General features: G+C 44.8%; 27 protein-coding genes. 8 read left to right on the top strand and 19 right to left on the bottom strand.

Going from position 1 to position 26,523, the window contains the following annotated elements; translation table 11 throughout:
- Positions 1–214: 214 nt before the first annotated feature.
- Complete coding sequence (locus tag H6F77_RS23695) at positions 215–478, top strand: DUF7219 family protein (RefSeq protein ID WP_190491377.1); 264 nt, start codon at positions 215–217, stop codon at positions 476–478.
- 105 nt (positions 479–583) lie between these two features.
- Here H6F77_RS23695 and H6F77_RS23700 read toward each other — a convergent pair whose 3' ends face one another.
- Complete coding sequence (locus H6F77_RS23700) at positions 584–3,181, bottom strand: GAF domain-containing protein (RefSeq protein WP_190491506.1); 2,598 nt, start codon at positions 3,179–3,181, stop codon at positions 584–586.
- 259 nt (positions 3,182–3,440) lie between these two features.
- Here H6F77_RS23700 and H6F77_RS28585 point away from each other — a divergent pair, with 259 nt between their 5' ends.
- From H6F77_RS28585 to H6F77_RS23720, 5 genes are all read left to right on the top strand, one after another.
- Positions 3,441–3,563 carry a hypothetical protein gene (locus tag H6F77_RS28585; protein WP_255515861.1) on the top strand — a complete coding sequence of 41 codons (123 nt, stop codon included), beginning with the start codon at positions 3,441–3,443 and terminating at the stop codon, positions 3,561–3,563.
- 318 nt (positions 3,564–3,881) lie between these two features.
- A complete protein-coding gene (locus tag H6F77_RS23705; RefSeq protein ID WP_190491378.1) occupies positions 3,882–4,112 on the top strand; it encodes a hypothetical protein in 231 nt (76 codons plus the stop codon).
- Between the two features lie 235 nt (positions 4,113–4,347).
- Positions 4,348–5,424, top strand: a complete 1,077-nt coding sequence (locus H6F77_RS23710) for a CgeB family protein (protein WP_190491379.1) — start codon at positions 4,348–4,350, stop codon at positions 5,422–5,424.
- A gap of 155 nt (positions 5,425–5,579) precedes the next feature.
- Positions 5,580–5,990 carry a glycosyltransferase gene (locus tag H6F77_RS23715; RefSeq protein WP_190491380.1) on the top strand — a complete coding sequence of 137 codons (411 nt, stop codon included), beginning with the start codon at positions 5,580–5,582 and terminating at the stop codon, positions 5,988–5,990.
- 368 nt (positions 5,991–6,358) lie between these two features.
- A complete protein-coding gene (locus H6F77_RS23720) occupies positions 6,359–8,722 on the top strand; it encodes a PAS domain-containing sensor histidine kinase (protein ID WP_190491381.1) in 2,364 nt (787 codons plus the stop codon).
- A gap of 297 nt (positions 8,723–9,019) precedes the next feature.
- Here the strand turns inward: H6F77_RS23720 and H6F77_RS23725 are convergent, their stop codons facing one another.
- The 10 genes from H6F77_RS23725 to H6F77_RS23770 form a co-directional block, all read right to left on the bottom strand.
- Positions 9,020–9,658: a ThiF family adenylyltransferase gene (locus H6F77_RS23725; protein WP_190491382.1), complete on the bottom strand. Its 639-nt coding sequence runs from the start codon at positions 9,656–9,658 to the stop codon at positions 9,020–9,022.
- A 68-nt stretch (positions 9,659–9,726) separates the two neighbouring features.
- Positions 9,727–10,674, bottom strand: coding sequence for a hypothetical protein (locus H6F77_RS23730; protein ID WP_190491383.1), 948 nt, complete (start codon positions 10,672–10,674; stop codon positions 9,727–9,729).
- A 9-nt stretch (positions 10,675–10,683) separates the two neighbouring features.
- Entirely contained in the window at positions 10,684–11,931 is a 1,248-nt protein-coding gene (locus H6F77_RS23735) for an AAA family ATPase (RefSeq protein ID WP_190491384.1), read from the bottom strand.
- 193 nt (positions 11,932–12,124) lie between these two features.
- Positions 12,125–12,565 carry a bis(5'-nucleosyl)-tetraphosphatase gene (locus tag H6F77_RS23740; RefSeq protein WP_190491385.1) on the bottom strand — a complete coding sequence of 147 codons (441 nt, stop codon included), beginning with the start codon at positions 12,563–12,565 and terminating at the stop codon, positions 12,125–12,127.
- Between the two features lie 14 nt (positions 12,566–12,579).
- The gene (locus tag H6F77_RS23745; protein ID WP_514131603.1) at positions 12,580–13,128 is read right to left on the bottom strand and encodes an RNA 2'-phosphotransferase; all 549 of its coding nucleotides are present in this window, start codon (positions 13,126–13,128) and stop codon (positions 12,580–12,582) included.
- Complete coding sequence (locus H6F77_RS23750) at positions 13,125–14,294, bottom strand: AAA family ATPase (RefSeq protein ID WP_190491386.1); 1,170 nt, start codon at positions 14,292–14,294, stop codon at positions 13,125–13,127. Before H6F77_RS23750 ends, H6F77_RS23745 begins: the two co-directional genes overlap by 4 nt.
- A 145-nt stretch (positions 14,295–14,439) precedes the next feature.
- Positions 14,440–15,432, bottom strand: coding sequence for an RNA ligase family protein (locus H6F77_RS23755; protein ID WP_190491387.1), 993 nt, complete (start codon positions 15,430–15,432; stop codon positions 14,440–14,442).
- Positions 15,419–15,601, bottom strand: a complete 183-nt coding sequence (locus tag H6F77_RS23760) for a hypothetical protein (RefSeq protein WP_190491388.1) — start codon at positions 15,599–15,601, stop codon at positions 15,419–15,421. Before H6F77_RS23760 ends, H6F77_RS23755 begins: the two co-directional genes overlap by 14 nt.
- Before the next feature lie 142 nt (positions 15,602–15,743).
- Positions 15,744–17,177: a hypothetical protein gene (locus tag H6F77_RS23765; protein ID WP_190491389.1), complete on the bottom strand. Its 1,434-nt coding sequence runs from the start codon at positions 17,175–17,177 to the stop codon at positions 15,744–15,746.
- 153 nt (positions 17,178–17,330) lie between these two features.
- Positions 17,331–17,699, bottom strand: coding sequence for a ribosomal protein L7/L12 (locus H6F77_RS23770; protein WP_190491508.1), 369 nt, complete (start codon positions 17,697–17,699; stop codon positions 17,331–17,333).
- 492 nt (positions 17,700–18,191) lie between these two features.
- Between H6F77_RS23770 and H6F77_RS23775 the strand changes: the two genes are divergently transcribed.
- Together H6F77_RS23775 and H6F77_RS23780 are read left to right on the top strand one after the other, a co-directional pair.
- Entirely contained in the window at positions 18,192–19,487 is a 1,296-nt protein-coding gene (locus H6F77_RS23775; RefSeq protein ID WP_190491390.1) for a DNA cytosine methyltransferase, read from the top strand.
- A 67-nt stretch (positions 19,488–19,554) separates the two neighbouring features.
- Positions 19,555–20,001, top strand: a complete 447-nt coding sequence (locus tag H6F77_RS23780; RefSeq protein ID WP_190491391.1) for a pentapeptide repeat-containing protein — start codon at positions 19,555–19,557, stop codon at positions 19,999–20,001.
- A gap of 402 nt (positions 20,002–20,403) precedes the next feature.
- On the opposite strand, the gene H6F77_RS23785 is transcribed toward H6F77_RS23780, so the two are convergent.
- From H6F77_RS23785 to H6F77_RS23820, 8 genes are all read right to left on the bottom strand, one after another.
- Positions 20,404–20,763: a DUF760 domain-containing protein gene (locus H6F77_RS23785; RefSeq protein WP_190491392.1), complete on the bottom strand. Its 360-nt coding sequence runs from the start codon at positions 20,761–20,763 to the stop codon at positions 20,404–20,406.
- Positions 20,764–20,844: 81 nt separating this feature from the next.
- A complete protein-coding gene (gene scpB / locus H6F77_RS23790) occupies positions 20,845–21,336 on the bottom strand; it encodes an SMC-Scp complex subunit ScpB (RefSeq protein ID WP_190491393.1) in 492 nt (163 codons plus the stop codon).
- 136 nt (positions 21,337–21,472) lie between these two features.
- Positions 21,473–21,787 (bottom strand): TIGR02450 family Trp-rich protein, encoded by a 315-nt coding sequence (locus H6F77_RS23795; RefSeq protein ID WP_190491394.1) that lies wholly within the window; start codon positions 21,785–21,787, stop codon positions 21,473–21,475.
- A gap of 3 nt (positions 21,788–21,790) precedes the next feature.
- Positions 21,791–22,135 (bottom strand): hypothetical protein, encoded by a 345-nt coding sequence (locus H6F77_RS23800; protein WP_190491395.1) that lies wholly within the window; start codon positions 22,133–22,135, stop codon positions 21,791–21,793.
- A gap of 55 nt (positions 22,136–22,190) precedes the next feature.
- Entirely contained in the window at positions 22,191–22,784 is a 594-nt protein-coding gene (locus H6F77_RS23805) for a rhomboid family intramembrane serine protease (RefSeq protein WP_190491396.1), read from the bottom strand.
- Between the two features lie 271 nt (positions 22,785–23,055).
- The gene (locus H6F77_RS23810) at positions 23,056–23,229 is read right to left on the bottom strand and encodes a hypothetical protein (RefSeq protein ID WP_190491397.1); all 174 of its coding nucleotides are present in this window, start codon (positions 23,227–23,229) and stop codon (positions 23,056–23,058) included.
- 203 nt (positions 23,230–23,432) lie between these two features.
- Complete coding sequence (gene truB, locus H6F77_RS23815; RefSeq protein ID WP_190491398.1) at positions 23,433–24,335, bottom strand: tRNA pseudouridine(55) synthase TruB; 903 nt, start codon at positions 24,333–24,335, stop codon at positions 23,433–23,435.
- Between the two features lie 286 nt (positions 24,336–24,621).
- The gene (locus H6F77_RS23820; RefSeq protein ID WP_190491399.1) at positions 24,622–26,406 is read right to left on the bottom strand and encodes an alpha/beta hydrolase; all 1,785 of its coding nucleotides are present in this window, start codon (positions 26,404–26,406) and stop codon (positions 24,622–24,624) included.
- Positions 26,407–26,523: the final 117 nt, after the last annotated feature.

A 26,523-nucleotide genomic window follows, 5' to 3' on the forward strand; every position in this document is an offset into this window, starting at 1 on the left:
ATTAACTGGCATAACTTAAAATTAATAAAAGGTTAACTTAATGTTAAGATTAGGTTAATAATAATAGAAACAATTTTCTTCTGCCTTGAATACAATGGAAGCAAGGCACGGCTTCCTAACCAAATGGTGTAAGGAGTTCTCCGGAGCCGCTGAGGTTGCAGCAGATATATCTAAAGCTATTACAGTATGCCGATTTTAATATAAGGAGATAGCTATGCCCAACAGCTCTGAGTTTCTTTACCCTCACAGTAGCTACCATGGTGAAGTCAAGCCAGAAAACCTTGTTTTCAACGCTAACCTGCAAGAGTTTGCTCAACGAGTAAGCTACATCTGCAACTTAGAAACGGCTGGAAAACTCTCTCCACAAGAGTCTTACAAACAAATCAAAGCCCTTTGGAAACAACTTAAACAAAGCAAAAAGCAACTTGGAATTGGCGAGAGTCCTTTCGAGGGTCAAGCTGAGAACGAGAACGAATAAAAACAAAAGCATTCCCATGTCGAGACTGGGAACAAAAGTCAAAAACTTAAAAAGGCTGTCATAAAAAATTTTCTACTGTTTATTTTCTAGGACAGCCTTGTAAATTTATTTGCTCGTCATTGTGTGAACGCCGTCCCAGTTATCTGCGGGTGGGTTGTGCAGATAGTTGTGCGATCGTTCTAGGTGGATTTCTACTGCTTGGTCGTTGGCTCGTAGGCGTTGAGCTTCCTCAAAGTAGACGATCGCTTTGTCAAAGTTTCTGGCTATGTAAGCTTCACGCCCATAGTGGTAAAGTTCGAGAAATTTTTCCAGTTCGGGGTCGAGGCGATCGCTAGCCTCGCCAATCAATTCGTAAATTTTGACTGCATTATTTTTCCCCTTAACCCGGATTTTATCTAACTCTCGGACAGTAATGCGCTCGCTGCAATGATTGTAGGTATACTCGCTCAAAATAATATCGCAGCCATATTCTTTAGTTACGCTTTCCAGCCGCGAACTCAGGTTAACTCCATCCCCAATCACCGTGTAATCCATTCGTTTTTGCGAACCAATATTTCCGCTTACTACCTCTCCGGAACTAATCCCAATTCCAATATGAATTTGAGGCTGGTTTTCGCAAAACCTACCCCGATTAAACTCTTCCAGACGCCGACGCATATCTAAAGCCGACTGGATAGACATCCAAGCATGATTTTCTTTCAGTGGAAGTGGCGCACCGTAGACAGCCATTAATGCATCGCCGATGAATTTATCCAACGTGCCTTCGTAGTTAAAGACAGCCTCGACCATTGTTTCAAAATACTGATTCAGAAGCGACACCACCTCCGAAGCACCCAGATTTTCTGTCAGTGTCGTGTAGCCGCGAATATCGGAGAACAAAATTGTCACATCCTGGCGAGTGCTGACCATTAGGCCATCCTTGCCTGTTGCCATAACTTGTTCGGCCACTTTGGGCGACATATAGCGATATAGAGTCGCTTTAATGCGTTTTTCGTGGCTGATGTCTTCCAATACTACTAAGCCTCCCTGCGCCCCGCCTTCGGGATTGGTGAGAGGATTAACTGTGAGGTTGATGCTGCGTTCAATTTCCTGAACTTCTGAATTATGAAGGATCGATGACGCATGATGCAGGCCACCTGTATCGGTTGGTGGGTCATTCCAAGGAATGTAAATATGGGGGTTGGTCTTATCGGGAACTGCCAAGATATAAAATTCTTCGCAGCTATCATTTGAGGGATCGCACGCACCTGACTCTTGAGCGCTAACCCCCACTATTAAGCTTTGCTCTGGCACATAATGCTTGGCTCCACACTTTAAACTATCCTTGAGGCGAAACTCTAGATTTTCAATCGGTACCACTTCCCAAACGAAGCGCCCAACGAGTTTCTGCTCCCACAGGTGCTTGTTGCATTTACCCACTGCTTCTTTAATAGGACAACCAAGCAACTCCAACGCCGCTTCATTAATTGTCACTATTCTCCCCTGCATATCTGTTGAAATAACCGCATCAGAGAGGCTTTCTAAAATATCTTTCTGATACTGCTTTTCTAGGAGAACGTTTTCAAATAGTTTGGCATTTTCTAGAGCAATTCCTGCCTGAATATTAAACGCCCGCATGAACTCTTCATCAGAACCTGTGAAGCTACCTTGGTGCTTGTTAATTAGCTGGGTGACGCCAATCAGTTTTTTTTCTGAGTTAAATACTGGCATGCATAAAATATTGCGCGTCAAATATCCCGTTTGCCTGTCTGTTTCAGGATTAAATCGGGGATCTTCGTAAGCATTGGCAATATTCAGCGTCTCGCCAGTCGAGGCAACATATCCAGCAATTCCTCTGTTAGCTGGAATGCGAATTGGTATAATTTGCGTGCCATCTTTGTTGGCTACTTTCGTCCACAGTTCTCCACTCTCTTTACTCAGCATAAATAACGTGCTGCGATCTGCCTGCATTAGGTGTCGAGCTTGTTCCATAACTGAGCGCAGTGTTGCTTCCAAATCCAGGCTTTGACCGAGATAAGTAGTTGCTTTGAGTAGTGCTACCGCTCCTCGCTGATTCCTTGCCGCCATGTAAAATGATTGGCAGCTTTCTAGAATAATGCCTATAGAGGAAGCAAAATCGCGAAATCGCTGCTCGTCCTCTTCATCGAAAGGTTTATCTCCGGCTTTATTCAAAAGCTGAACGACGGCGACGACCTGGTTTTTGCTGCTGTAAATTGGCATGCAAAGCAGGGTGCGGCTGCGGTAGCCAAAGCGTTCGTCAACTTCTTTGTTAAATAGCGGGTGGTTATAGGTGTCGGCAATATTGAGGCATTCTCCTGTCGTAGCGACGTGACCCGCAATGCCAACATTAATGGGAATCCGCAGTTCTCTAGGCTTGCCATTGTCGAGATGGGTTATCTTAGACCATAGCTGACCTTTCTCGGCGTCAACCAGAAATATGGTGGTGCGGTCGGCTTCCAGTATTTGACCGATTTTTAAGGTGAAGGCATCTAACACCTGCTCTAGCATTGTTTCTAGGGCTTCGTTGTTAATCAAGTCGATCGCCCTAATAAATTGCTGGAATTCTGCGGTGATAAAGTCCAGCAAACATATAAATTCTGGAACCGAGAGGTCTTTGACCCGGCTCGTCAGCGCACTCGTGCGATTCAATTGAGTGAGCTGAGTCAGTGTAGCCAGAACGCTACCTGTGTTGGGGAGTGTCATAATCATGACTCTTTCCTAAGCTAATGTGGCCCAGCCGAGCGATAAAAACATCACTAAATAACAATACACTCAAATAACTTTAGTCAAGTTTTAAGCACCCACAACCATACTTTAACTGTCAATGCTAATAATCCCCAGTATCTTTTAGATAATAGAGATCTGCCAAAAGTGTGAAATTTTAATTGCTAATTGTCGATGGCGTTGTTTATGCACGAAACCTGCGAAGCTATGAACCCGCTAGCGCGATCGCTGTTTTAGTATGTCAATCGTAACGGAAACACTGGGTATAGAGTGTGACTGCGATCGCGTCTGCAAAATTTATCACCCCAGCAGCGATCGCTCCATCCTCTCGTCACTTATAAGTTTTATACCTATACCATAAAATCGACAATATTTCAAGATTTATTAACAAAGTTTCTCACAGTTTTTAAATCAACGCAAGGCTATTGATGTCGATAGAAATGTGGTGTTGGGCGGAAATCTGCTCCAACCCACCACGCCTAAGTAGTGGAGAAAAGATTATAATTATCTGCCCTTAATTTATTAACAACGGGGGGATAGAGACGATTAATTGCTAGGCAGTAATATATTTTACTTATCACATACACCGCCAGTTCAAAAAGTGCATCAAGCCAGGAACTTGCTAAAGAAATATCATTAGGTAAAGTCTGATGTTTACCACAAATTCAGATTTTACCTGATGAGATATACAGCTATTAGTGCATCCGACCAGGTTGAGCTTTACGAACTTAAGCAAGAGCCAAAATTAGCTATAAGAGCTATTGCCAAGCTGATGGGATCTCACCCACGTAAGTTGTCTTGTGAATTAAAGCGCAATCAATTTAAAAAAGGCAGCTGCTTACCAGATATTGCTAATCCAAGAGCTTTAGAGAGATGTTTTGAGGCTAAGACAGCGTTTACTAAAATTTGAACGGAGACTTTAACGGAGATTAAACATCATCGTGTAGATGAGCTACTTGATATTTACGCAGAAGTTAAGGGGTAATTAATAAGAGGTAATAGGTAATCGGTAATGGGAATTTATGAGTTATGAATTATGAGGTAGGGGAGGCGATAAATCGCCGTCTCTACAAGAGAGGGGGGGCTGGGCAAAACTCCGATTTTATCCCAATTCCCAAATACCCATTCCCAAATACCCATTCCCAATGAAAATTGCAATTTTCGGTTCTAGCCTTGTCTCCGCTTACTGGAACGATGCGGCAACATATTATCGCGGTATCATTCGAGCATTAAGCGATCGCGGGCATCAAATTACTTTCTACGAGCCAGATGCTTACGACCGCCAAAAGCACCGCGATATCCCAGATCCCGACTGGGCAAAAGTCATTGTTTATCCAGGTACTAGCGAAAATGGCGTTTACCTAGCGCTTGATGATGCTCGTAGGGCTGATTTAATCGTCAAGGCTAGCGGCGTCGGCGTCTTTGATGAATTGCTAGAAGCAGAGGTTTTGAAAATAAAAAGACCTCAAAACTTAGTTGCGTTCTGGGATGTAGACGCACCCGCAACTCTTGAGAGAGTACAACACAACCCAGCCGATCCATTCCGTTCCCTGATCCGGCGCTACGACCTCATTCTCACTTACGGCGGCGGCAAACCTGTCGTTAACGCTTACAAGGCGCTGGGTGCGCGTGAGTGCGTTCCCATATACAACGCCCTCGATCCTGCCACTCACTACCCGGTTGCGCCAGATCTCCGATTTGCTGCCGATCTGGGCTTTCTGGGAAACCGTCTGCCAGACACAGAGGCGCGTGTTGAAGAATTCTTCTTGCGTACAGCATCCCAATTACCACAAAGCAAATTTTTAATGGGTGGTGACGGTTGGGACAATAAGCCAATGTCCAGCAATGTTAAATATCTGGGACACGTTTATACTGGCGACCATAACGCCTTCAACTGCACGCCCCTCGCGGTTTTAAATATCAGCCCCGCGAGTATGGCACGTTACGGCTTTTCGCCAGCGGCGCGAGTGTTTGAGGCTGCGGGTGCGGGTGCTTGTATCATTACGGATGCTTGGGAAGGAATAGAGTTATTCCTGGAGCCGGGACGGGAGATTTTGGTAGCTGAAAATGGGAAAGAGGTGGGAGAACACCTCCGCCAACTGACGCCTGAAAAAGCCCGTGCTATAGGTGACGCTGCCCTCAAGCGGGTTTTAGCTTCACATACTTACGCCCACCGCGCCGTCCAACTTGAAGCTTTACTCGCTGGAAAATTGAAGTGCTAAGCTCAATCTCTCATTTGCTCTTCCTACTTGCTCTAAACGGGGCAGTTTAAATTTTTAGGGCAAAGTGGAAGATGGCAAAATCAATTGTAGGCAATCGGTAATTTTGCTTTGTCCGATATGTTAACCACAAAACTAATTGCCAATTACCAATATTGATGAAACTTGTCATCTTGGGATTAGCAATCACTTCCTCTTGGGGAAATGAACGCGCTACCAGCTACAGGGGGTTGGTGCGCGAATTGGTGACTCTTGGGCATGATGTTCTGTTTGTTGAGCGAGATGTGCTTTGGTACGCGGCAAATCGCGACTTACCCAGTCGTCCTTACGGTCGTACTAAGCTTTATTTAAGTCTTAATCAGCTAAAAGACAGGTTTGCTTCTGATATCGGTGATGCCGATTTTGTGAGGGGTGGATCTTATGTGCCCAGCGGCGTGGCGTTGGGTGAGTGGGCGATCGCAGCTTTTCCTCGTGCCCGCGTGTTGGCAGAACATACAGCTTCCCACCGCGCCGCACAATTGGAAGACTACGTGTTTGAAGTACTAAAGTGGCGATCGCAGCAATCTTAGATTTTAGAGATTAAATTTTAGTTTTTTCTCAATAAAAAATCCCTCTGTCGTATCATTATTGCTAAATGATAAATCTGGAAAGATCAGTGTTTTTACATAGGTGAAAACATTCATCGATCTATCTTTAGGGCTACTAAAGTAGCTTCATGTTTGTTTAAGGTTGAATAGGCCTAACTAACGCATCTACATTTCAATATTTAGTTGGTCAAATAACCTTGGGGCTTGGCAAGACTGCCTAATGCCGGATAGCTACAAATAACACGTAAAAATCCTTACGCAATAAGGAGTATCAAATTTGAGACATAATATAGTAATAATACTAGCCTGATTGTTCGAGCTGTTTAACCTTATCTTCATAATTCAGTTTCATGGCAAACCAGCAAGCCAATTGTGGTGCGATCCAAAACCTCTCCCCAGAGTGGATGTATGACGGCGCTCTGGCAGCAACATGCTGCGGAGTTGTCATCGCCGATGCAAGCCAGCGGGGATATCCGATTATCTATTGCAATCCGGCTTTCGAGACGATAACTGGCTATTCACAAAATGAGGTTATAGGGCGCAGTTGCCGATTTTTACAGGGCGCAGACACCGATAAAAATGCTTTGGAAAAGCTGCGTCAGGCGCTGGGTGAAAAGCGAGAATGTCAGGTAGTTATAAAGAATTACCGGAAAAATGGGGCTGTTTTCTGGAATGAGTTAACAATTTCTCCGCTGCGCGACACAACTGGTACGGTGACGCACTTTATCGGAGTCCAGAAGGATATCACCGAGCAGAAGGAGGCTCAAGAAGCACTGCGAGAAAGCGAGACGCGGCTGAGGCTGGCACTAAACGCGGCGAATATGGGCGTTTGGGACTGGGATGTGCAAACTGGCAAGCTAAATTGGTCTGAGGAAGTCGAATCGCTCTTTGGTCTGGCGGCGGGTTCGTTTGAGGGCACATATGAGGCTTATCTCCAGCGCATTCCTTCTTCAGATTGCTACCGCGTGACTCAGGAAATAGTCTCTGTCATGCAGGCAAAAAACGATTATCGTTTAGAACATCCTATTTTGCGTCCCGATGGGACGATTCGGTGGGTGCAAAGCAGGGGTGCGGTTTTGCGAGACGAAACCGGGAAAGCGATCAGGATGACCGGGACAGTCATGGACATTACCGATCGCAAAGCGGCTGAGGAGGAGTTGCGACAGCAAGCGGAAAGAGAGCAGTTGACGGGAGCGATCGCCCAACGCATCCGCCAATCTCTTAACTTGGATGAAGTCCTCAACACTGCTGTGGCAGAAGTACGGGAATTTCTCAAGACTGACCGCGTAGTGCTTTATCGGTTTTACCCCGACGGAAACGGGGTTGTGATCGTAGAATCGGCTGGCGATGGTGTGACGCCAATTCTGGGAAGTAATATAAAAGACCCCTGCTTTGGGGAAAAATACGTGCTTCCGTACCAACAAGGTAGAATTCGAGCGATTGAAGATATCTATAATGCAGGTATCAAGCAGTGCCACATCGATTTACTAGAGCGGTTTGGGGTAAAAGCAAACTTGGTAGTGCCAGTTCTGCAAGGACAAGACTTGTGGGGACTGTTGATTGCCCATGACTGCTCGAATCCAAGGAAATGGGAGCAATCGGAAGTAAAATTGCTGCAACAGTTGAGCGTGCAACTGGCGATCGCAATTCAACAATCCAGCCTAGTCGAACAACTTAGAACTGAACTCAAAGAACGCTTAATAGCAGAAAGGCACTTGCGCGAGTCAGAAAATTGCTTGAGGCAAAAAGCTACTGAACTAGAACAAGCACTATCCGAGCTGCGACAGACCCAAGCACAGCTAATCCAGATCGAAAAAATGTCCAGCCTGGGGCAGTTGGTTGCTGGTGTTGCCCACGAAATTAATAACCCAGTTTCCTTTATATATGGCAATCTGGAGTATGCCAATCAGTATGTCCAAGATCTCCTCCAGCTATTGCAAGTCTATCGTGTCGCCTATCCCCAACCAGCGCCATCTGTTGTAGACGAAGCTGAAAAGATTGATTTAGACTTCCTAATTCAAGATTTCCCCAAACTACTGACTTCTATGAAAATGGGAGCAGACCGCATCCGCGATCTAGTGCTGTCGTTGCGTAACTTCTCCCGCCACGATCAAGCTGAGAAGAAGCCAGTTGATATTCATCAAGGCATTGATAACACTCTGTTGATTTTGCAACACCGATTGAAGGCAGAAGGAGAAAATCCCGCCATTCAAATTGTTAAAGAATACGGTGATTTACCTCCAGTAGAGTGCTACCCTGGCCAACTTAACCAAGTATTTATGAATATCCTCAGCAATGCTATTGATGCTTTGGATGAGCCAAAAAACCAAGGAGGCGCACAGAAATACGCAATTCACAATCAAAAATCTAAAATCCCAAATCGGCAAATTAGGATTTGCACCGAACTTCAAGACCAAAATCGAGTGATAATTCGGATTGCAGACAATGGCTCCGGCATTCCGGAAACTGTCAAGGAAAGAATATTTGACCCTTTCTTTACAACTAAACCTGTAGGAGAAGGTACGGGGCTGGGCTTGTCTATTAGTTACCAGGTTGTTGTCGATCGTCACGGCGGTCAGCTCAAGTGTTTATCAACACCGGGACAGGGTACAGAGTTTATTGTGGAAATTCCTCTAAAGCAAACGGCTGCTGTTGCGCCAATAGCCGCTTACTGTCGCCTACCCCTACAAGATAAGGCTCCGTGTGTGGCCTAGAAAGTTTACCGATTTTTAGATTTTTAATTGGGAATATTCCCAAAAACACAACTCTTGTAGTAAGTCGTTGTAATTAGATGTTTGACATTTAATTTGCCTATAGCCAATAGCTATCAGTGCAACAGCTTTTTGTGTTTTGCCTGACAGCTTTTTGATTTACTTATTAGGCGGAAAAATTAAAACCCGCAGAAGTTTGGAGAGCATGGTTTCAACTTAAACAGGTTGTATGTATGCTCGCGCGGTTAGGCTGCGGGTATATTTATGTTGTAACACAATGCGGCTAAAATAGCCAAATTTTTACATAGCAAAAGGTTTGACAGCAAAATCGCCCAAAGTTACCGTGAAACTTTGCCGCTGCCCAGCCGCAGCAAAGTTAACGATGACTTCCGAGGCTACAGCAACACTCAGCATGACTAAATTGCGTGCTAGCGGGTAGTCGCAGACATCATCATTTGCTGGGGAGGGGACGCGATAGATTTCGTTCCAGATGATTTCGGCATAATCGCCACCTAGTCCAACGTGGAGACACGGGAGATTAGCATTAGCGCAGTAATCTTTAACTGCGCCACGCGCTACGCTGTTGTCGAAGGTATCGATTACTAAGGCGCTACCTTCTAACATTTGGGCGGCGTTTGCAGGTGTAAGTTCTTTGGGACGCGCATCGAGGGAGACTCCCAAGGCGCGATAGAGGGTATTGGTGAGGATTTTGGCTTTATAAGCGCCAACATCGGAACGATAGTAAGGTTGGGTGGAGAGGTTGCGTTCTTCGATGCGATCGCGGTCGATAACTCTCAGTTTGCCAAAGCCAGAACGTGCAAGATTTTCAGTAATATTAGCGCCTAAAGCTCCAGCACCGCAGACAGTTACGGGGAAATTTTTTAATTTCTCCATAATTGTTGGTGTTCTTTGCAGTTGTTCGTGGAAGAAGATAGACATTTTAGGAATTGGGAATGCGAATTGGGAATTTTAGATTCAATCCAAAATCCAAAATCTAAAATCTAAAATCAAAAGTCCCAGTAGCCTCGCGCTTCGATAACGCCGACGAGAGATTGCAAGTCAAAATCGCGATCGCGTCCGCTTAGACAGATGCCAGAACTAATGACTGTAAGATGTTTTTTGTCAATAGCAGATGTGTGACGTTCGCCTCTAGTGGTAGTCCATTCAATTTGCCAAAAGTCACCGCGATCGCGGAATTCTTCTAGTTCGCCGCCACCCATTTGCAGCGCATTCCGCAAACGTTTTTCATCGCTGTTTTGTATCTTGAGATATTGAGCGCGATCGCGCCGTTCTTTTTGCTTGAGTTTTTGATTTTCCCGTAACTGTTTTTTGCGTTCTTGCTGCTGTTGCTGGCGTTGTATTCGAGCTTGATATACTGCCGTTTGTTGCAATGCCAAATCGTAGACTGTACGCATCTCTGGTGTCATTCCAGCAAAGCGCAATGTTTCTAATGGCGTTAGCTGGCGGAGATGTTCTCTGAGTTGTTGAGCTACTATTGGATCGGCGCGGCGATCGAGTTCGTCAAACCACCAAGCACGACCATCAAAACGCGCGATCGCAGGCTCAAAAGGATCGCCTTCAGTTACCAAATATACCGGAAATGGTTTGGCGATACCGATGCGCTGCTGCATATCGGATTCGTTGACAGGGTAAGCGAGCCACGTTTGTCCTTCCAAAACATAGGCGAGCCGCAGGCGCACAGGCTTTAGCAGGCGCAGGTATTCTGCAACTTGGGGTAAGTTTGCCTCCTCCACGAGTTCTGCTGTTTTGGAGTTTTCCGGCTGGAAAATACCCCAGCCTTCAAAGTCTTGCGGTTTGGGGGTGAAGGTATAAACCATGCCCGCGACGGATGCCCGTACAGATCCGCCCCGCACGCAAGGAGCAAAAAATTGAGTATTGCCTAGCTGGGATTCCTGGGCGGCAATTTGGTTGAGGAGATTGCGGATATCTGCCACGATATTGCCCTAATTGTTTGATTCTGAGGAGTTGGGCGGTAATAAGTCTGTAGTGGTACTGAGCATCTGCGATCGCAGGCTGGCAACTTGTTCAAGCATGAATTTCTCCATCGTACCCGCTTCCATTGCGTTCATCCAGCGAATTGTAGAGGAGACAAATAGCTCTTTCAGGTAAGCGAAAGAGAAGCCATCGGTTAATTCAGCAATCTGAGTTACAACCTCTCCAGACAAACGCATTGCTGGCTTTAAGCTATCGTTCCAAAATGTTATATAAGCCAAGCGTTCTGTCAAAGCTGGTAACTCGAAATGATACTTGCGATCGAAGCGGCTAGGTCTGTTAAGAATCGCCGGATCTAAACGTTCTGGATGGTTAGTTGTAGCCAGAGTTAAGATACCTTCGTTTGCAGCAAAACCATCAAGTTCATTGAGGAAGAAAGAACGATTTTCTCCAGTTACCAGAGAATCTATATCTTCCAAAACTAGAATGCATGGCGCGGACTGGCGAGCGCGATCGAATACTTCGCGGATATTTGCGTTATCAATAGCAGAGGAAGACTTGACGCTTTTGACATACAAGCAGTTTTGCTGCATTTTATTGATTAGCGCTTTAACCGCGTGGGTTTTGCCATTTCCAGGAGAACCGATAAACATAATTCCGCGCTTCCAAGGTACGTCATAAGCTTTATAAGTCTCGCGGGAAGCAAAGAAGTTTGCTACATCATCTTGGATATCTTGTTTGAGGCGATCGCGCAGAACAAGGTTATCAAAAGTTGCACTTTTGATTGCCTTAGATAGTTCTTCACTTTTCTGCCAGTAACCATTTTCAAATACTAGAATCTCATCATCTTCAATCTGACAGTACCACTCGCATACAGCAGCAAAAAATGATTCTGCAATTTCTTTAGTATCTGCGAGTATCCAGTAATATCGAGTAGTAGAGCAACCTTCTGGCCAAGTCATTAAGATTACCTCAAGCTTATTTCCTTGCCAAGCCACACGGAAATAGGCGTGTTCTGCATTAGCAGTTATTGATTTTTTCCACGAGTTCCAGCTAGTTGAAATCTGGTTGTGGATATACGATTGAGGTTCAAGCGTACAAAAATTTTCTGCTGCATAGCCTTGGACATTGAACGACCACTCACTACCTTCGATAATGGCTTTATCGGGATAAAGGGCGCTCAATCCTTGGCTGACATTGTAGGAAATAGCAGCCATAGGAAGCGAGAGCGATTTTGAAATTAACTTGTTTATCTTCATTAGATTTGTTCGGCAATTTTTTTACTAAAACTAGGAGCAATTTGCCTCAATTCCCCTTTAATAAATGCGTTTTGTGCAAGTTCAATACTTCTCATATAACCCCTCTCCTTGCAGGAGAGGGGCAGGGGGTGAGGTTGGTGGGAAGCTTGCGTAAATTTTGTCTACAAAACATTTGGGATAGATTCCTGATATCTCACCTAAAAATTCTGGACTCATCTTCCTTAAAATACTTATCTAACTCTGCAAGCAAAGGATTGATAGTCTTTTTTTGAATCGCATGTGGTGGCTTCCATTCCATCCATATAAAACTATCGTGTTCGCTGACTTGTATATTTACATCCTCTTTCAACCATCCCAAAAATATCACCACAGTCTTGTTAACTATTTGATTCCCAAAGCGCGGGGACTGGGTTTGATAATTAGTAGTAAAACGAAATGTATTATCCAAGTCTAAATTGCTAGCTTGAATACCAGTTTCCTCATATAGTTCGCGTAAAGCGCAACTCCACTCATCCTCGCCAAATTCCATGTGACCTTTTGGCAAGTCGTAGCGGTGGGGATGCTGCATCAATAGAAAGCTCAATTGCGGCTTATTTCGCATCACTATTACACCGCAAGACTTTTTCTCTAGCATAGCTATATATGAAATTAGAGTTGATGTAAATACTCAGGGGGAACGTTATCCACTAGCCATACACCATTTTCAGAACAGTAAAACGTGTATCCGGCTTTGTGCATTGCAGCGGCATCTACAGCAAAAACAATGGGACGACCGTGCCTAGCGCCGACAGCTTTTGCTGTTGCTATGTCGGCTGATAGATGGACGTGGTGACGCGACATTTTGCACAAACCCTTGCTAAGAATTGCATCGACTGCTTTATGACCCGTACCGTGATAAAGCACATCTAGGGGGACAGCAGGAGCTAATTGTAAATCTACTTCTACGCTGTGTCCTTGATTGGCGCGAATTAGACCTCCTGTTTCGTCGAATGAAAAGCGTTTTTTGTCGTTATTTGCGACAATTTCATTCAACTCGGCACGGTCGATAGGGAAGCGATCCTTTTTACAGGCGGCTAATAGTTCATCTACAGAAATCCAGCCGCCTTCGCCAAGTTCTAGACCAATTTTATCGGGACGATGCCGAAGCACGTAGCTGAGATATTTGCTGATTTTAACTAGCCGAAACTCGTTCATCATACAAATCGGTGAATAAATTCATAGGTAAAATCAACTCTACCCTTGCGTAACATAGCTGGATCTAGTCTTTCAGTAGTGTTGCAAGTCATCAATACAACAAGTTTCTGCTCTGCTTGAATACCAGCTTCGTCAATTACGCTTTGATACAGAGTTCCATCTAGCAAACTCAAAATATGCTCAGTTTTGCTATTATTCTGGGCTGCTTCCGAGGCGCGGTCTTTAGCTAAGTTATCAGCTTCGTTGATAATGATACAAATTTTCTCCAAATAGGTTGGTGGTACAAAGTTCTCAACTGCATCGTGATCGAGGATAAAAATTACATACCCTAGAGGTGCAAGAATTTCTTTAGCTACTGCTTGCGTCCAGACTGTTTTCCCCGTACCAGGCTTACCGTATACAAGAACAGCTAATTTATTACTGTTAATAATCTCCTGCTGTACGTTGTCAGTAAAGCTTTGAATGTCTGCGGGAAATGTGCGAATTGGGTACTGGCTGTTAACTTTTCCTACGCGGCTTTGATACCCGCTAAGCATCACTGCTAGATTGTAAGTTGCCTTGTTAACAAGTTGCCCTAATTCTTTCGCGGTGAGCGTATAACGTCGCTGTCTCTTACCACAATTGACGATATGCAGCCAGATGTCATGCTTCGACCAATATGCTAAAACTGTGCCTGCTATTTCGATGCGGTTCCAGTCAACAAATTTATGTACGGGGTAATAAAAATGACGCTCTTCGTAAGCTTGGGTAATGAGATCGGGACGTCCTAATAATTCAACGACTTTGAGGACTGCGATCTCTTGTAGCCGCTTAAGAACGTGTTCGATGGGAATGGTGTCGCGGCTGACTGATTGGTTGAGAGGTGTTTCGGTACTGAGATTCTCGTCATAGCGATCGTCGGGTGCTGGGGGTGCGGGGGTAATATAGTTCCAATATTCATCAACTCTGTCCCGCGTGTTTTCATAGAAAACATTCAATATATTTGCCCACCAAGCATAGTCGTTGCGCCCTAAAGCATCAGCAATATAACTGGCTAAGTCTACAGTTTTGTGAGTTATCTCTAGAGGTTCGTTAGACGCAAGCTGCCACAGATAGCCCCAATCAACTTCTCGGTATAATGGTTGCCAACCAGCTCCAAGTAATTCTTGCGTTTTGCTTTTTTTGTACATGGAGTTTGTTCTTAGTTACTAAAGTATCTATGCGCGATCGCTTCTTATATTCCCAGTAACGGGGACGGACATTATTTAACTACACAACAAGTGCAAAAGATTCCAGATGTCTAAGCGGAAAATAGCTGCGATCGCGTTGATACTTTTAATGTAACTCAGTTCCGTTTTGGCGGAGCAGGTAGCGATCGCTTATCAATTTCAACACAACTCGTCCTATTTCTGGATGCGTCTTCTCTACAAGCGGCTGTACAACAACACCCTCCATCATGCAATCTGGACTCAGCACGCTATCAGCATTGTTAAACTGCGATACCGCTTCCCAGCTATAACCGCCAGCATAGAGTACAGGCACTCTGGGCAAAGAAAACTCTTCGCAAAAGGCCACAAACTCTTCCCAATTCAAGAAGTTAGCGCCCCGCCGAATGGCAAATATAGCAATGCCAATTTTGCCATTATTCAAACCATACTTAATATCTTGCACCCCATATATTTCCCCAAATACCTGAGTGCCTGTTGGCAATTTTTGCAAATATAGATTCTCGTTGTACGCTCGGATATACACGAGATTTTTATTATTCTCGTTGTTCTTCCAAAAGTAGTTATGGCTGCCAATGTGCGTCGTTCCATTAGCATCTACTAAAACACTAAAATTGGTTCCGTGAATCTTCTCCGTCACCACAACTTCTTCCCCATAATGGAGAATATCTCGATAGCGCTTCAAATTCTCTGGGCTGGGGAACTTGTAATGACCAATCGGGGCTTCTGCATCCCCATTCATGCTTTGCGGCAGAGGGTATTCATACTTTGTAACCCCGAAATATTCTGTGCAATCATCCCCCACATTCCCCTGGAAATTATCCCCAACAGGGATAAGCAAACCTTCAGAGAAAATCCCGCGCAGTTTAGCTGCCCGCAGTTTCTTAGAATAGTAAGAACCAATTCCAAATTCATCTACAAACTTGTCGGGAATAATGCTATCGATGGGGAAGTAATACGCCAAATCACCAGACTTAAAATTACCTTTGGCAGTAATTACCTGATACGCCATTCCTTCAAAGGTCGCAATGTCCAGCCTGTCTGCATTGGGGTGAGAAGCGATACTATTTATTTTTACAACTTCTACTTTAAACGTACTCATCTATTGCCTGTGTGAGTTGAGTAAATTTCACGAATTTGTTGAAAATTTTCACGTTTACCTTAACCCGGCGAATTTGCTGGATTACCTCTAAATCATCAGGATGAATTTCGGTAAGTCGTTGCTGGACTGCAAGCGCTACCAGTTTGTAAGCTGTTTTGATATCGCTCATGCGCTTAACTCCAATTAGATAAAACAGAGGCAGAGCCTCTTAACCTCGTTCCCAGGCTCAGCCTGGGAACCAGAAACGGGAGGCTGAGCCTGAGAACGAGAATCTGGAGGGAGTGCCTCCCCAGGGTCTCTACCACTCAAAACTACTTGTCATCGCGAACTGGCAAAGGTATCTCCAGAATTTCCATCAGCAACTCTAGACGCGAAGAAGTGCTTAAGAATGGAATTAGATTAGGCAGCGAGTAGTAGTCACCTGCAAAGGTAAAAGTATCTACCTGTGCTTGTCGTTCTTTCAACTTTTTTTCTAGCCAATTGTAGGGATAACCCACTTTAACTATTAGGACGCTTGGCTCTACTTTTAAATCGCGCTTGTAAGCGTCGTAAGTTTCGGTAAAGTAAGGCGCTGCGTTTTCTCCTTCGTCTGTCACTATGATGATTTGCTCAACCAGTTGCTTTCTCAAACGCATTGCTTCCAACGCACACCCGATGCTGGTTGCACCGCTTGCTTTTAGGTGTTGAAATGCTCGTTCCCAGTCGCTTAATTCTTTGCCATTCGCTTTGATTGGGTAAGGCATAGTATCGAAGGCGTAGACGAATAAATCTGCCTGGGTAATGCCAGAAATTAGCGCGGCGATGCGCTTTCCCACATCAATTGCAGTATCCATAGAACTGGATTTGTCTACTAGCAAAGCTGTAGGCTTGCTAATTTTTCCACGCTTTTTTACCTGCTCGTCGGTAATGCGTTCTAGTCGCGCTACTGTCTCTGCATCTAACTCGGTAGCGTCGGCGGCGACACGAGCTTTAAATGCCGATACGTTTGTGCTTTTAGCGGCTTGCTCTAATTTTTCATCAATCAGCGCTTTGACTTGCGGGTTATCCATCGCACCCCGCGATCGCAGCGAGTTGAGGTTATTAATTACCTCTTGTGGCGACATGGAATTAATTAGCGCCACCAGCACTGTAGGCGTCATTTGCTTGACAGCACCTACTGCAACCGTGTAGGGGATTTTGTATTCTACAATTAGTTGCGCTTGCTCTAGAGGAGAGGATGCGATCGCCAGCAGTTTCATCACGTAAGCTAAACTATCTTCTGGCGGATTGTCTTTAAATAAAACTGCATCGGCACGCTCCCCAGGCTTAATATGTAAGCTAGCATACAGATGCTTCATAGCATCACGCGCTCTTAATGCCGCTCTATCAAAAAACGCAGTATTCTTCTCCCTTTGCTTTAAATAACGCTGCACTGCTGTACGAGTTGAACGCGGCATTTTACCGCGATGTTTCTTCATGAAATCTACAATTCGCGCCACCTGATAAGGCGGAAGTTCTTGCAGCATCATGAAACCAGCATCGCGATGTTCTGTTAGCTTGCTAGTTAACAAATTGCCAATAAATACTTCTTTGTGGTCGCGTACATCGCCTTTTTTTTGATACCATACGGCTAAGTGTCCGTAAAATATCGGATCGTTTTGCACCATCTCGTCATGGATTTTTGCTACCTGCTCTACTTCTCGGTGCGGCGTTGTCAGCAGACTATTAAGAATATCTAAACGCAAGTCGCGCTCGGTTGCTTGCATGGAAACCACCTCAATCTAGACAAATAAAAAAAATCCCTTTCTAGGATGTCGCACGCTTGCGAGTACAGTTTACCGCGCAAGTCGAGAAAGTAAATTAGTGCTTTTACTTTTTCAGTTGGGACGCGGCGACAACCACTATTATTCAAATAAAATTCAATATCCTGGTTTTAGTGAAACTTTCGCTCCAGCTGCTTCTAGCTGTCGCTTAATATCCTCAGCTTTACTCCCATATACTCCTTTCTCAACCAAATTCGGCGCTGCTTCTACAAACTTTTTTACTTGTGGTAAAGTCCAATCTGTCAGATGGCGTAACACTCTAATAACAGCGATCTTATTATCTACGGGTACTTCTTCTAAAACAACCTCATATAAAGGATCGTATTCGCCATCATCCCAAACTTTACAACGTAGATATCTACCTGTAACATCAACACCAAAACATTCTTCGATTTGAGAAACCAGATCCGCAGCTTCAAGTAAAGTTATTGATTTTAATTGTTCCAGGATTTCGCTGGTTTTCATTTTTGATTTTGGATTAAACAAACTAAGGGTATTGTCCATCAAAACACCTGGAACCAAAATTAGATCGGATGGTGGGCAATGCCCTCATACAATTTTGAATTTGGGATTGTAAAAACAAAGTCCTCAGTCATGAGTAATTGGGTTAAAAATAGCGATCGCGCAAGTTGATAAAGCTTGTGGTTACTTTAACGAAGTATGTAAGCTTTATTCGTTAGGGCGCGAGCGCTCCAAAATTATCAATTTGTGGGCATTATCTAAAGAAAGCTGCTACAAAGCAACGAGCAATGATGTCTTTGCTTCACCAGTCAGCTCGCAGAGTGGAAAACTTAGCCGTATACTGCTACTTAGTTGTAGGGAACTGTGCTAACTTACACAACGAACTACAACTTATGCACTGCGGACTGCGGACGATTTATGTGTCATTTTTATACTACATAAATAATACAAGACTGTCAAGCGACTGGCAAAATATTTTTTAGAGCGGTGGATGGAATGCCTGACTTATATCAGCGACCGATTGCTGTTGATTTATTTGCTGGTGTCGGTGGATTTTCGCTGGGGATTGAGCAGGCTGGCTTTGACGTGCTGGTAGCTGTTGAACAAGATCCCGTTCACGCCGCCGTGCATAGTTTTAACTTCCCCCGCACTAAGGTTCTGTGCGCTGATATTACCAAGCTGTCGGGTGAGGAAATTCGGCAAGCGTGCAAGGGAAACCCAATTGACTTGGTGTTTGGAGGGCCACCCTGTCAAGGTTTCTCAGTCATGGGTAAGCGCTTAATTGATGATGACCGCAACGACTTAGTGTTTGATTTCTACCGTTTGGTAGTAGAACTCCGACCCCGCTACTTTGTAATGGAGAACGTACCGGGGATTTGCCAGGGGAAACACGCTGTTTATCTCCACCAACTGTGCGAGAAGTTTGTCTCAGCAGGATACGAGATTGCAAAGCCGCGAGTTTTGAATGCGGCTGATTTTGGCGTGCCGCAAAATCGTAAAAGGCTGTTTTTGCTGGGTTCTCGCATTGGGGAACGGCCTTTAGCCTATCCCGAACCAAGTTGTAGTAGCAAAACTACAGTCAGGGACGCGATCGCATCCCTCCCCAACCTGGACGACTTCCCCGAACTACGCCAAACCGATGAAGTCTGGCTCGACGACACGCACCTGCACCAAATGCAGGTATCAGCCAGCAAATATGCCAAAATGCTGCTAGGCTTGGAACCCGACGCGGATAATTTTGGTTATCCCCGGCAGTGGTATACCAAAATGCTGACTAGCTCAATGCGAACCCAGCACAGCGATACCTCAATTGAGCGATTCAATAGCCTAAGCTGTGGGCACTTAGAACCGATTAGCCGACTGCGACGCCTCGACTGGGACGGACTTTCACATACTTTGCGTGCTGGAACGGGTGCGGGGCGCGGTCGCTACACATCTCCCCGTCCCATCCATCCAGATTATCCCAGAGTTATTTCTGTGCGAGAAGCGGCTAGGTTGCACTCATTTCCCGACTGGTTCCGCTTCCATGCAACCAAGTGGCACGGGTTTCGGCAGGTTGGCAACGCCGTTCCCCCCATGCAAGCAAGAGCAGTTGGTAGGCAAGTTATTAACGCTCTTGGTATTAAACCACCTAAGTACGTCGAACCGATGCATCCCTTGCTGCCGCTTGGTTTCGCGCCCTCAAACACGCAGTTGCTCAGGTTTAACCTCAAAGAAGCAGGACAATATTGGAAACAAGTCAAGCCGTGTCGTTACAGTTTCACTCCATTGTATGAGGACAGGCATCCGTAAAGTAAGCCATGCTAGTTGTAGTAGATAGATATAGACAAGACCCTAGCTGTGTTGGAGGGAAATCAAGATGAAACTGAAGATTTTTGCTACTTTAGCTTTACTAACGACTCTATCGGTAGCAAATCCGGTTAAAGCTGACAACCCCGAACACGTCAAGCAGTTACTGGAAACCAGTGCATGTGCCAAGTGTGACTTGACAGGAGCAGATTTGACAGGCGCTCACCTTATTGGTGCTGATTTGAGAGATGCCAATTTACAGGGAGCAATCCTAGTCAATGCCAATTTAGAGGGCGCTGACTTAACTGGTGCTAATTTAAGCGGAGCAAATTTGAAGGGCGCTTTTGTTAGCGGTACTAGCTTAAATTTGGCTAACCTGACCAATGTTAATTTTAGTCAGGCTATGTTGCATAATGCTGACGTAACTGGTGCTACTTTGGTTGATATCACCTTAACCGACGCTGATGTATTTAACACAGGGATAAGTATTGGTGGAGAATATCCCAGCGATAATTAGGTAATATTATTGGTGTTGCACTGATTAGTTTACAGGTCGGGCGGCAATTGAAAATATATTGTTTATTTTGCCTTAGTCGCTGACTTAACAAGATGAGGTAAGTTTCTATGAACTGGCATGAACTATTAACCTTAGTGCTGATGCTCACTCCCGGTCTTTTGCTATCTATCTTGATAATGGGAGCGTTCGCAGCAGGCGGCTGATTTTATCTATAGAAGGTAAGAGTAGTGAAGTAAATTAGCACTTCTTATCCTGCTTGGAATAATAAGAACCAAGCTATTAGCTTAAGGAAAAACGGTGTACGGCGTCAGGCGCGTTTAGCAGCCACTAGAAGACGCCGTTTTACCTTGTTTTTGGCGGCTCATTTCCATGGCTGACTTGAGTAGAGTCAGTTTATGGCAGTCAATCACTTGATTTGTCGCCGCTACCTGGTTTACGAGGCAAAGAACCAGTGCCTGCGATCGCATCATCTAGTTCCATGCGTTGTTCCATCTGACGCAAGAAATATCCCGTCATCATTGCTGAGGCAAGCAGACCAGCTAAGTTTTCTCGGTCTGTGGTAATTTGAACGTTGAAATGGTCAGACGGTAGCATACCTACCAATCCTTGAACGTTTTGCGAGATGATTTGTTTGATGTCAGGAGTTGCTGACTTGGCTACTCGCGCTAAAACTTCGGGAGATTGGTGTTGCAGATATTTCAAAAGCTGATTGACTTGGGTATCTTCAGCATCGCAATTGAAAAAGTCAGAGTTAAATGCCATTTCGACTGTTAGGTATTTGACTTGTTATTTCTACTCTAAACGATCGTGTTAGCCGCTCACTTCGTACTTAAAGACTAGGTTTTAAGACTCAGAAGCCTGGTTGAGTTGCTGGGGTAGTTGATTCAATTCAAAATATTGAGGGAATTTGTCTGTAACCTGCAACCAGTAAGAGCGACTATCGGCTTGGCGGCGTTTGCGGATAAAACCTAGTTCTACGAGTTCTTGGACGTGCTGATAAGCTCCAGAACCGCGCATATTAACAAGGTCAGATTGAGTGAGGGGGCCTTTAAGCGCGATCGCGGCTAGGGTTCTTAATGCTCCCACTCCTAAGTTTAGGGGTACTAAAGTTTCTACCAGATTTTGAAAGGGCGATCGCAGTTGTAAGCTGTAGCCATCTGAACTTTCAACTACTTCCAAGGCACTATCTCTATGGGCGTAGTCGGACATTAATTCAATTATCGCGTCTTTAGCGTCATCGCGATCGCATCCGGCATATTCCGCGATCGCCCCAATTGACAGCGGCTGTCCTTTCAAGTATAGAATCGCTTCTATTTTTGTAGCTAGGTTAGGCATGGAGATTTTGCATTTTAGATTTTAGATTTTAGATTGAGTCTTCGTAGGAGTCCAGAGGGGAAACCTCTACAATCTGCAAATCCTAAATCATCCCTGCCCCAACCTCCCTAGTGCGAAATCCAAAAATCACCCATCTTCAAAATAATGCTTCCTCATCAAGCATTGAGCTTAAAGTATTGCCACCAACATCAAAGGCTACTAAAATTTCACTTTCTTGGTCTTCTCTCTCTTGTAAAGATTGCCAGCCAGCTTGCCATTGAGAGCGGTCTTTTAGCAGTTTGGCATTAGTCCAAAAACGGACGTTGGGATCGCACGCGGAGACCATTTCGGCAAAGACAAAACTACCTTGGTTTTTACGATTGACGACTTGAAAATGTCGCCATCCCCACATTTTTTGCTGAGCCGTCCATTTGGAACCGACCAGGTAGGGAAATTTCTGCTTCTTCTGCATTTCCTAATCAATCAGATATTTCTTGAGGGAATACGCTCGGCATTCCAACCCATTTTTTTCTATACATATTACTAGCCGATCTACTTTTGGTTCCCAAATCCACCTGACCCGGTTGGCAATTTTTTGTCGCTTCTGGATCAGGCGTTTTAGTATGACTTCGTTGGGGCAAAGTATCTGGAAAGTAATTTGTCCGTCTTCTTCTATCTCGCGAAACAGGCAATCGCGAAGTATTGCACGGATGCTGCTGTCGAATTGACTGTGAAACTCCTTTAGCTGCTCAATCCAAGTTGTTTCCCTACAGTAAGGTGGTAGATTTTCTTCGTCGTCGTTAGGGTAGATGGGAAACATAGTTTTTAGAGGCTAAGGTTTTGTCCATCTTAGTGATATTTTGGGGTTTAAAAATCTAACCGGGCGATCGCTGCTTTGATTTAGCCAAGATTCGTGCGGCTATTACTCCGCCGATTAATCCAAACAAGTGCCCCTCCCAAGATATGCCAACTCGTGAAGGCAAAACTCCCCAGAGAACGCCGCCGTAGAAGAAACAAACTATTAAGGATAAGATAACGGCGATCGCGCTGCGTTCAAAAAAGCCGCGTAGCAACAAAAATCCTAGATAGCCAAATATAACCCCACTCGCGCCAATGTGGATGCTATTGGGTGCGCCAAACAGCCACACGCCAAGTCCGCCGACCAACATGGATGCGGCGGTTACGATGAAAAAGTCGCTAATCTCTCTGAGCATAATCAGCCAGCCAAGCACCAAGAATGGTACGGTGTTAGCGACTACGTGAGGCAAATTTGCGTGTAGAAAAGGTGCGAACAGAATGCCCCGCAGCCCGATAGTGGTGCGCGGTGCTATACCGTACAAGTTAAGCCTGCCTCTAAAAAACGCTAAATCAGCGATTTCCAGTATCCAAAAGATAGCGACGAATCCACCTAAGATAATGGCTTGGGTTTTAAGTTCGCGAGCGATCGCTGCTTTGTCTTCCCTGCTCATGCCTTTGCCTCTGGGCTAGCCCATTTTGGAGTGATATTTCCAAGGTAGCAATTTGCTCCCGGATGGTCAAAGCGCGATCGCTCCTTTTGGCTAATCTAATCTAATTCCAAATTCAGCGCTTCTAGAATTTTGTCGATATACCAAGCGCGATCCTGGCTTGCACTGATGCAACATATTACGCAGGCTGCATTATTAGCGCCCTGCACCGTCATTTTTAACTGATTTTAGGTTTATTTTGCCTTAAACTCAAACGCGGGATGCTAGTAAATAGTCAATCTTGGCCTAGCCTTTCCGTTTTTATCTCTGGGGCTTTTTTAGGTAAATCTTCAGTATTTTCTATCCCAGCAGCTTCTTTTGCATTTTGTTCATCAACTTGCTCCTGGAACTCCGTCAGCGTCTTAAACATCTCTGGGCTAATCTGGAATACTGGCTTTTCTTCTGACATATATTTACCTCGATTTTTCTATTTATAGCCCAAGACAGTAATGTAATCGGTTTAAGTTCCGCATTCGCTTCCCCTAGCTCACCTTAAAAAAGGTGAACCATGAGCATTTGCGATCGCCGCCTCGTTTTTGAAAGTAAACTATCTTTTATAGCCACCCTTCAAAAGAGGCATTGAGTGGCTCTATTCGCTATTATCACACTTCTCTATGATATCGATTCAAACACCATCTGCGGAACTAGCAGATGTTCATCGCCTGAATTAACTAACTGAGCGATACCTAAAAAAACGCCATCTTCGCGATAAACCTGCAACAGTTCAGGTAGCGATCGCTCTGCGATATCCTCCCATAAAATCCGCTGTCCCTGACGCCATTTGTGTGCTTGTGTTGATGCTAAACTTACAGATGCTAAATGCTCTAAAGCTGCTGCTGGTGTAATTGGGTTAAATGTTCCTTCCTGTAGCTTAGTTTCTAATTCTTCTAAGGTTAAACTATCTGCAAGTTGCAACCCGCAACTTTCCGTACGGATTAATTTAGCAAGAGTTCCACCAGTTTGAAGTGCTGCACCTAAATCGCGAGCGATCGCTCTAATATAAGTACCAGGACCACACGCGATCGCTACTTCCAATTCTGGAAATTCACCATCCCGCCAATCCAAAATTTCTATTTTATTGACTTCAACAGTCCGCGCCTCAACTTCTATAGTTTCCCCAGCCCGTGCTAACTCATAAAGACGCTTACCCTGTCGCTGAATAGCACTATAATTAGGTGGCACTTGTTGAATCTTTCCCTCAAATTGCCCTAGTGCTTGTTTGACCTCTTCCAAACTTAACCCCGTTACGGGGTTAGAAGTTATAATTTCTCCTTGTAAATCGTCAGTTGTTGTGGCGACTCCCAGGCGAATTGTGGCGCGGTAAGCTTTATCCCCACGCAGATATTGTAAGAGGCGAGTAGCCTTCCCCAGAGCAATAGGTAAAACGCCAGTAGCAGCGGGGTCTAAAGTCCCCCCATGTCCCACACGTTTGAGGCGCAAAAGTCGGCGCGATCGCGCTACACAATCGTGGGAAGTAATTCCAAATGGTTTGTTTAAATTAAGAAAACCTTCCACTACAAAATCCTATAATTTTCTACTTATTTGAGCATAGCCTTGAACGAAACGCATCGTCTTAACTTTAGCTGACGCTTAATTTCAAAACTATGCTTATGCTTAAAGACAGCTTTTGACGCTCGTTAACTAACTGAACATAATACAATAAGAGGCTTGTAAAATATCCAAATTTAATTATTTGTAGGATGGGTAGAGTGCCAGCGAAACCCATTAAATTATTTAAAGCTTTGGGTTTCGTACCTCAATCCCACCTACAAAATGACATAAATTAATTCAATTCTCCTACTTATCGTGGTGGTATTGGTGGTGGAGTGGAATTAGCGCGTTCTTGCTTCTTTTTGATATCAGTGAGTGACTGAATGAGGTTCAAAGGCATTGCATATTGACTAATACTATTGGCATAAGAAGCGCTAAGGTAGGGCTGATATTCTGGATTACCTGCGATGTATGTTTGAAAAAAAGCTAGGCTCAAAGCTTTTACATAATCAAAAGCTATCCTTTGATCTGGCCCAAGCGCTCCTTCGGGAAGCGGTATATCCTTCGGCGATCGCGCTAACGTAGAAAAATGCGTTCCCTCTTTGAACAGAGCAAGATATTTATTTTGCTCCGTCACCCACGTAAATGGTTGAATCTGTTCTGGTAAAGCAGGTGTTACCGTATCCGCACTGCTAGCAACAAGCATCAGCGGTACTTGGATGTCACTCATGCCAGGTTGGCCAAAAACAGTGCTAGAAATTGGATTAATAGCGATCGCTGCCTTAATTCTTTCATCCTGCAAATTATAATCAGTAGGCGGCACTAAAAGCGCACGGCACTGAAGCAACAGGGACACATTTAAAGAATCATTCGATAGCTGGCAATCTTTCTGGATTTGCTCAAAATTAAGCTTTGCACCAGCAACAGCCAAAGCTGTATAGCCTCCAAAAGACTGACCAATTGCACCAACTTTTTGCAAATTCAGCCGACCTCTATATATTCGCTGCAATTCATTAAGCAGATCCTTCACATCTAAAGGTCGGTCAATAAATTCTCGCGGAGGAGCAGGTTCCCGCGCAAATCCGTTGATAACCTCCTGCAATCTATCGGCATTGCTGCCAGGATGTTCCGGTACGGCAACAGCAAATCCATAAGATGCTAAATGTTTAGCTAAATAAACAAAAGTTTCGCGGTTATTTCCCAGTCCGTGAGAAATTACTATTACTTGTGCATCACGTCCGCTCAACTGGGGAAGATAAATATCAACAGAAAAAGAACGGTTGCGGGCAATATTATTAACAGTAAATGTTTCTTTATCCCAGCTTAAGGGGCCTGGTTTTCGCAAATCTCGCATCAAGCGATCGCCTACCACTACTTGGTCAGCGCCAGCAGTTGGTCGAAACAAAGGCATCAGACGAACGCTATCGCTAGGAGTTTCGGCTGCTAGTTCAGCAAGCGCCTGCTGTTCAACAGCGCCGATTGCTTGCCCCGATTGACGGATAGTGTTTGATAGCTCGTCAATAATATCAAAGCCGCGCTGTGAGTTGATGCGAATGCCGTAAGTGGGAAACTTTCGTAAGACGTTCAGCGGTGTCAAGCCTTCATTTTTATCAGCAGCTGCTTGAATTAAAGCCGCGCGAATCGCATAAAAACCCGATTGGCCCGATTTCGTTTGAATTACCTCGCCCACCCGTCGCAAGATAGTTTCGCCCTGCGGCGAGTAGAGAAACTGGGCGATCGCTACAGGACCAACATCAGCCTTCGTTTGCAGAACCTGTCGCAACTGCGCTAACTGATCCGGCTTAAGATATCCAGCATAATTTGCTAAGTCGCCGCCAATTTTCCCTTCCTTCGCATAAAATTCCAGATCTTCTATAGGGAGAGTAAATTGCAATGGGCCGTAGTTAATATAAATTCGCTCCGCGCTCAAGGCTTTTTGCGTCATTGCAGTCCCGCTGCACAGCAAAAATCCCAGGTTTAACAGTGCGATTCCCAACTTAGCCTGTGAGGGCAGCCTATACCTTGCTCTCGCAGAAATCTGTTGGGGAGAAAGTTTGCTCGTTACATTGAGCGCATCAGGAGAAAGCCAGTTCATGTTAAGCTCCATGCGTTTAAAGCGCACAACTAAAGATGAAAATGTCCTTGTCGCTTCCGACTCCCGCACTTTCTTAGTGAAAAAGGGCAGGAGGAGCGCAACTTTTTCCAAATAGCG

Source organism: Microcoleus sp. FACHB-831, assembly GCF_014695585.1.
In the GTDB taxonomy this organism is placed as follows: domain Bacteria; phylum Cyanobacteriota; class Cyanobacteriia; order Cyanobacteriales; family FACHB-T130; genus FACHB-831.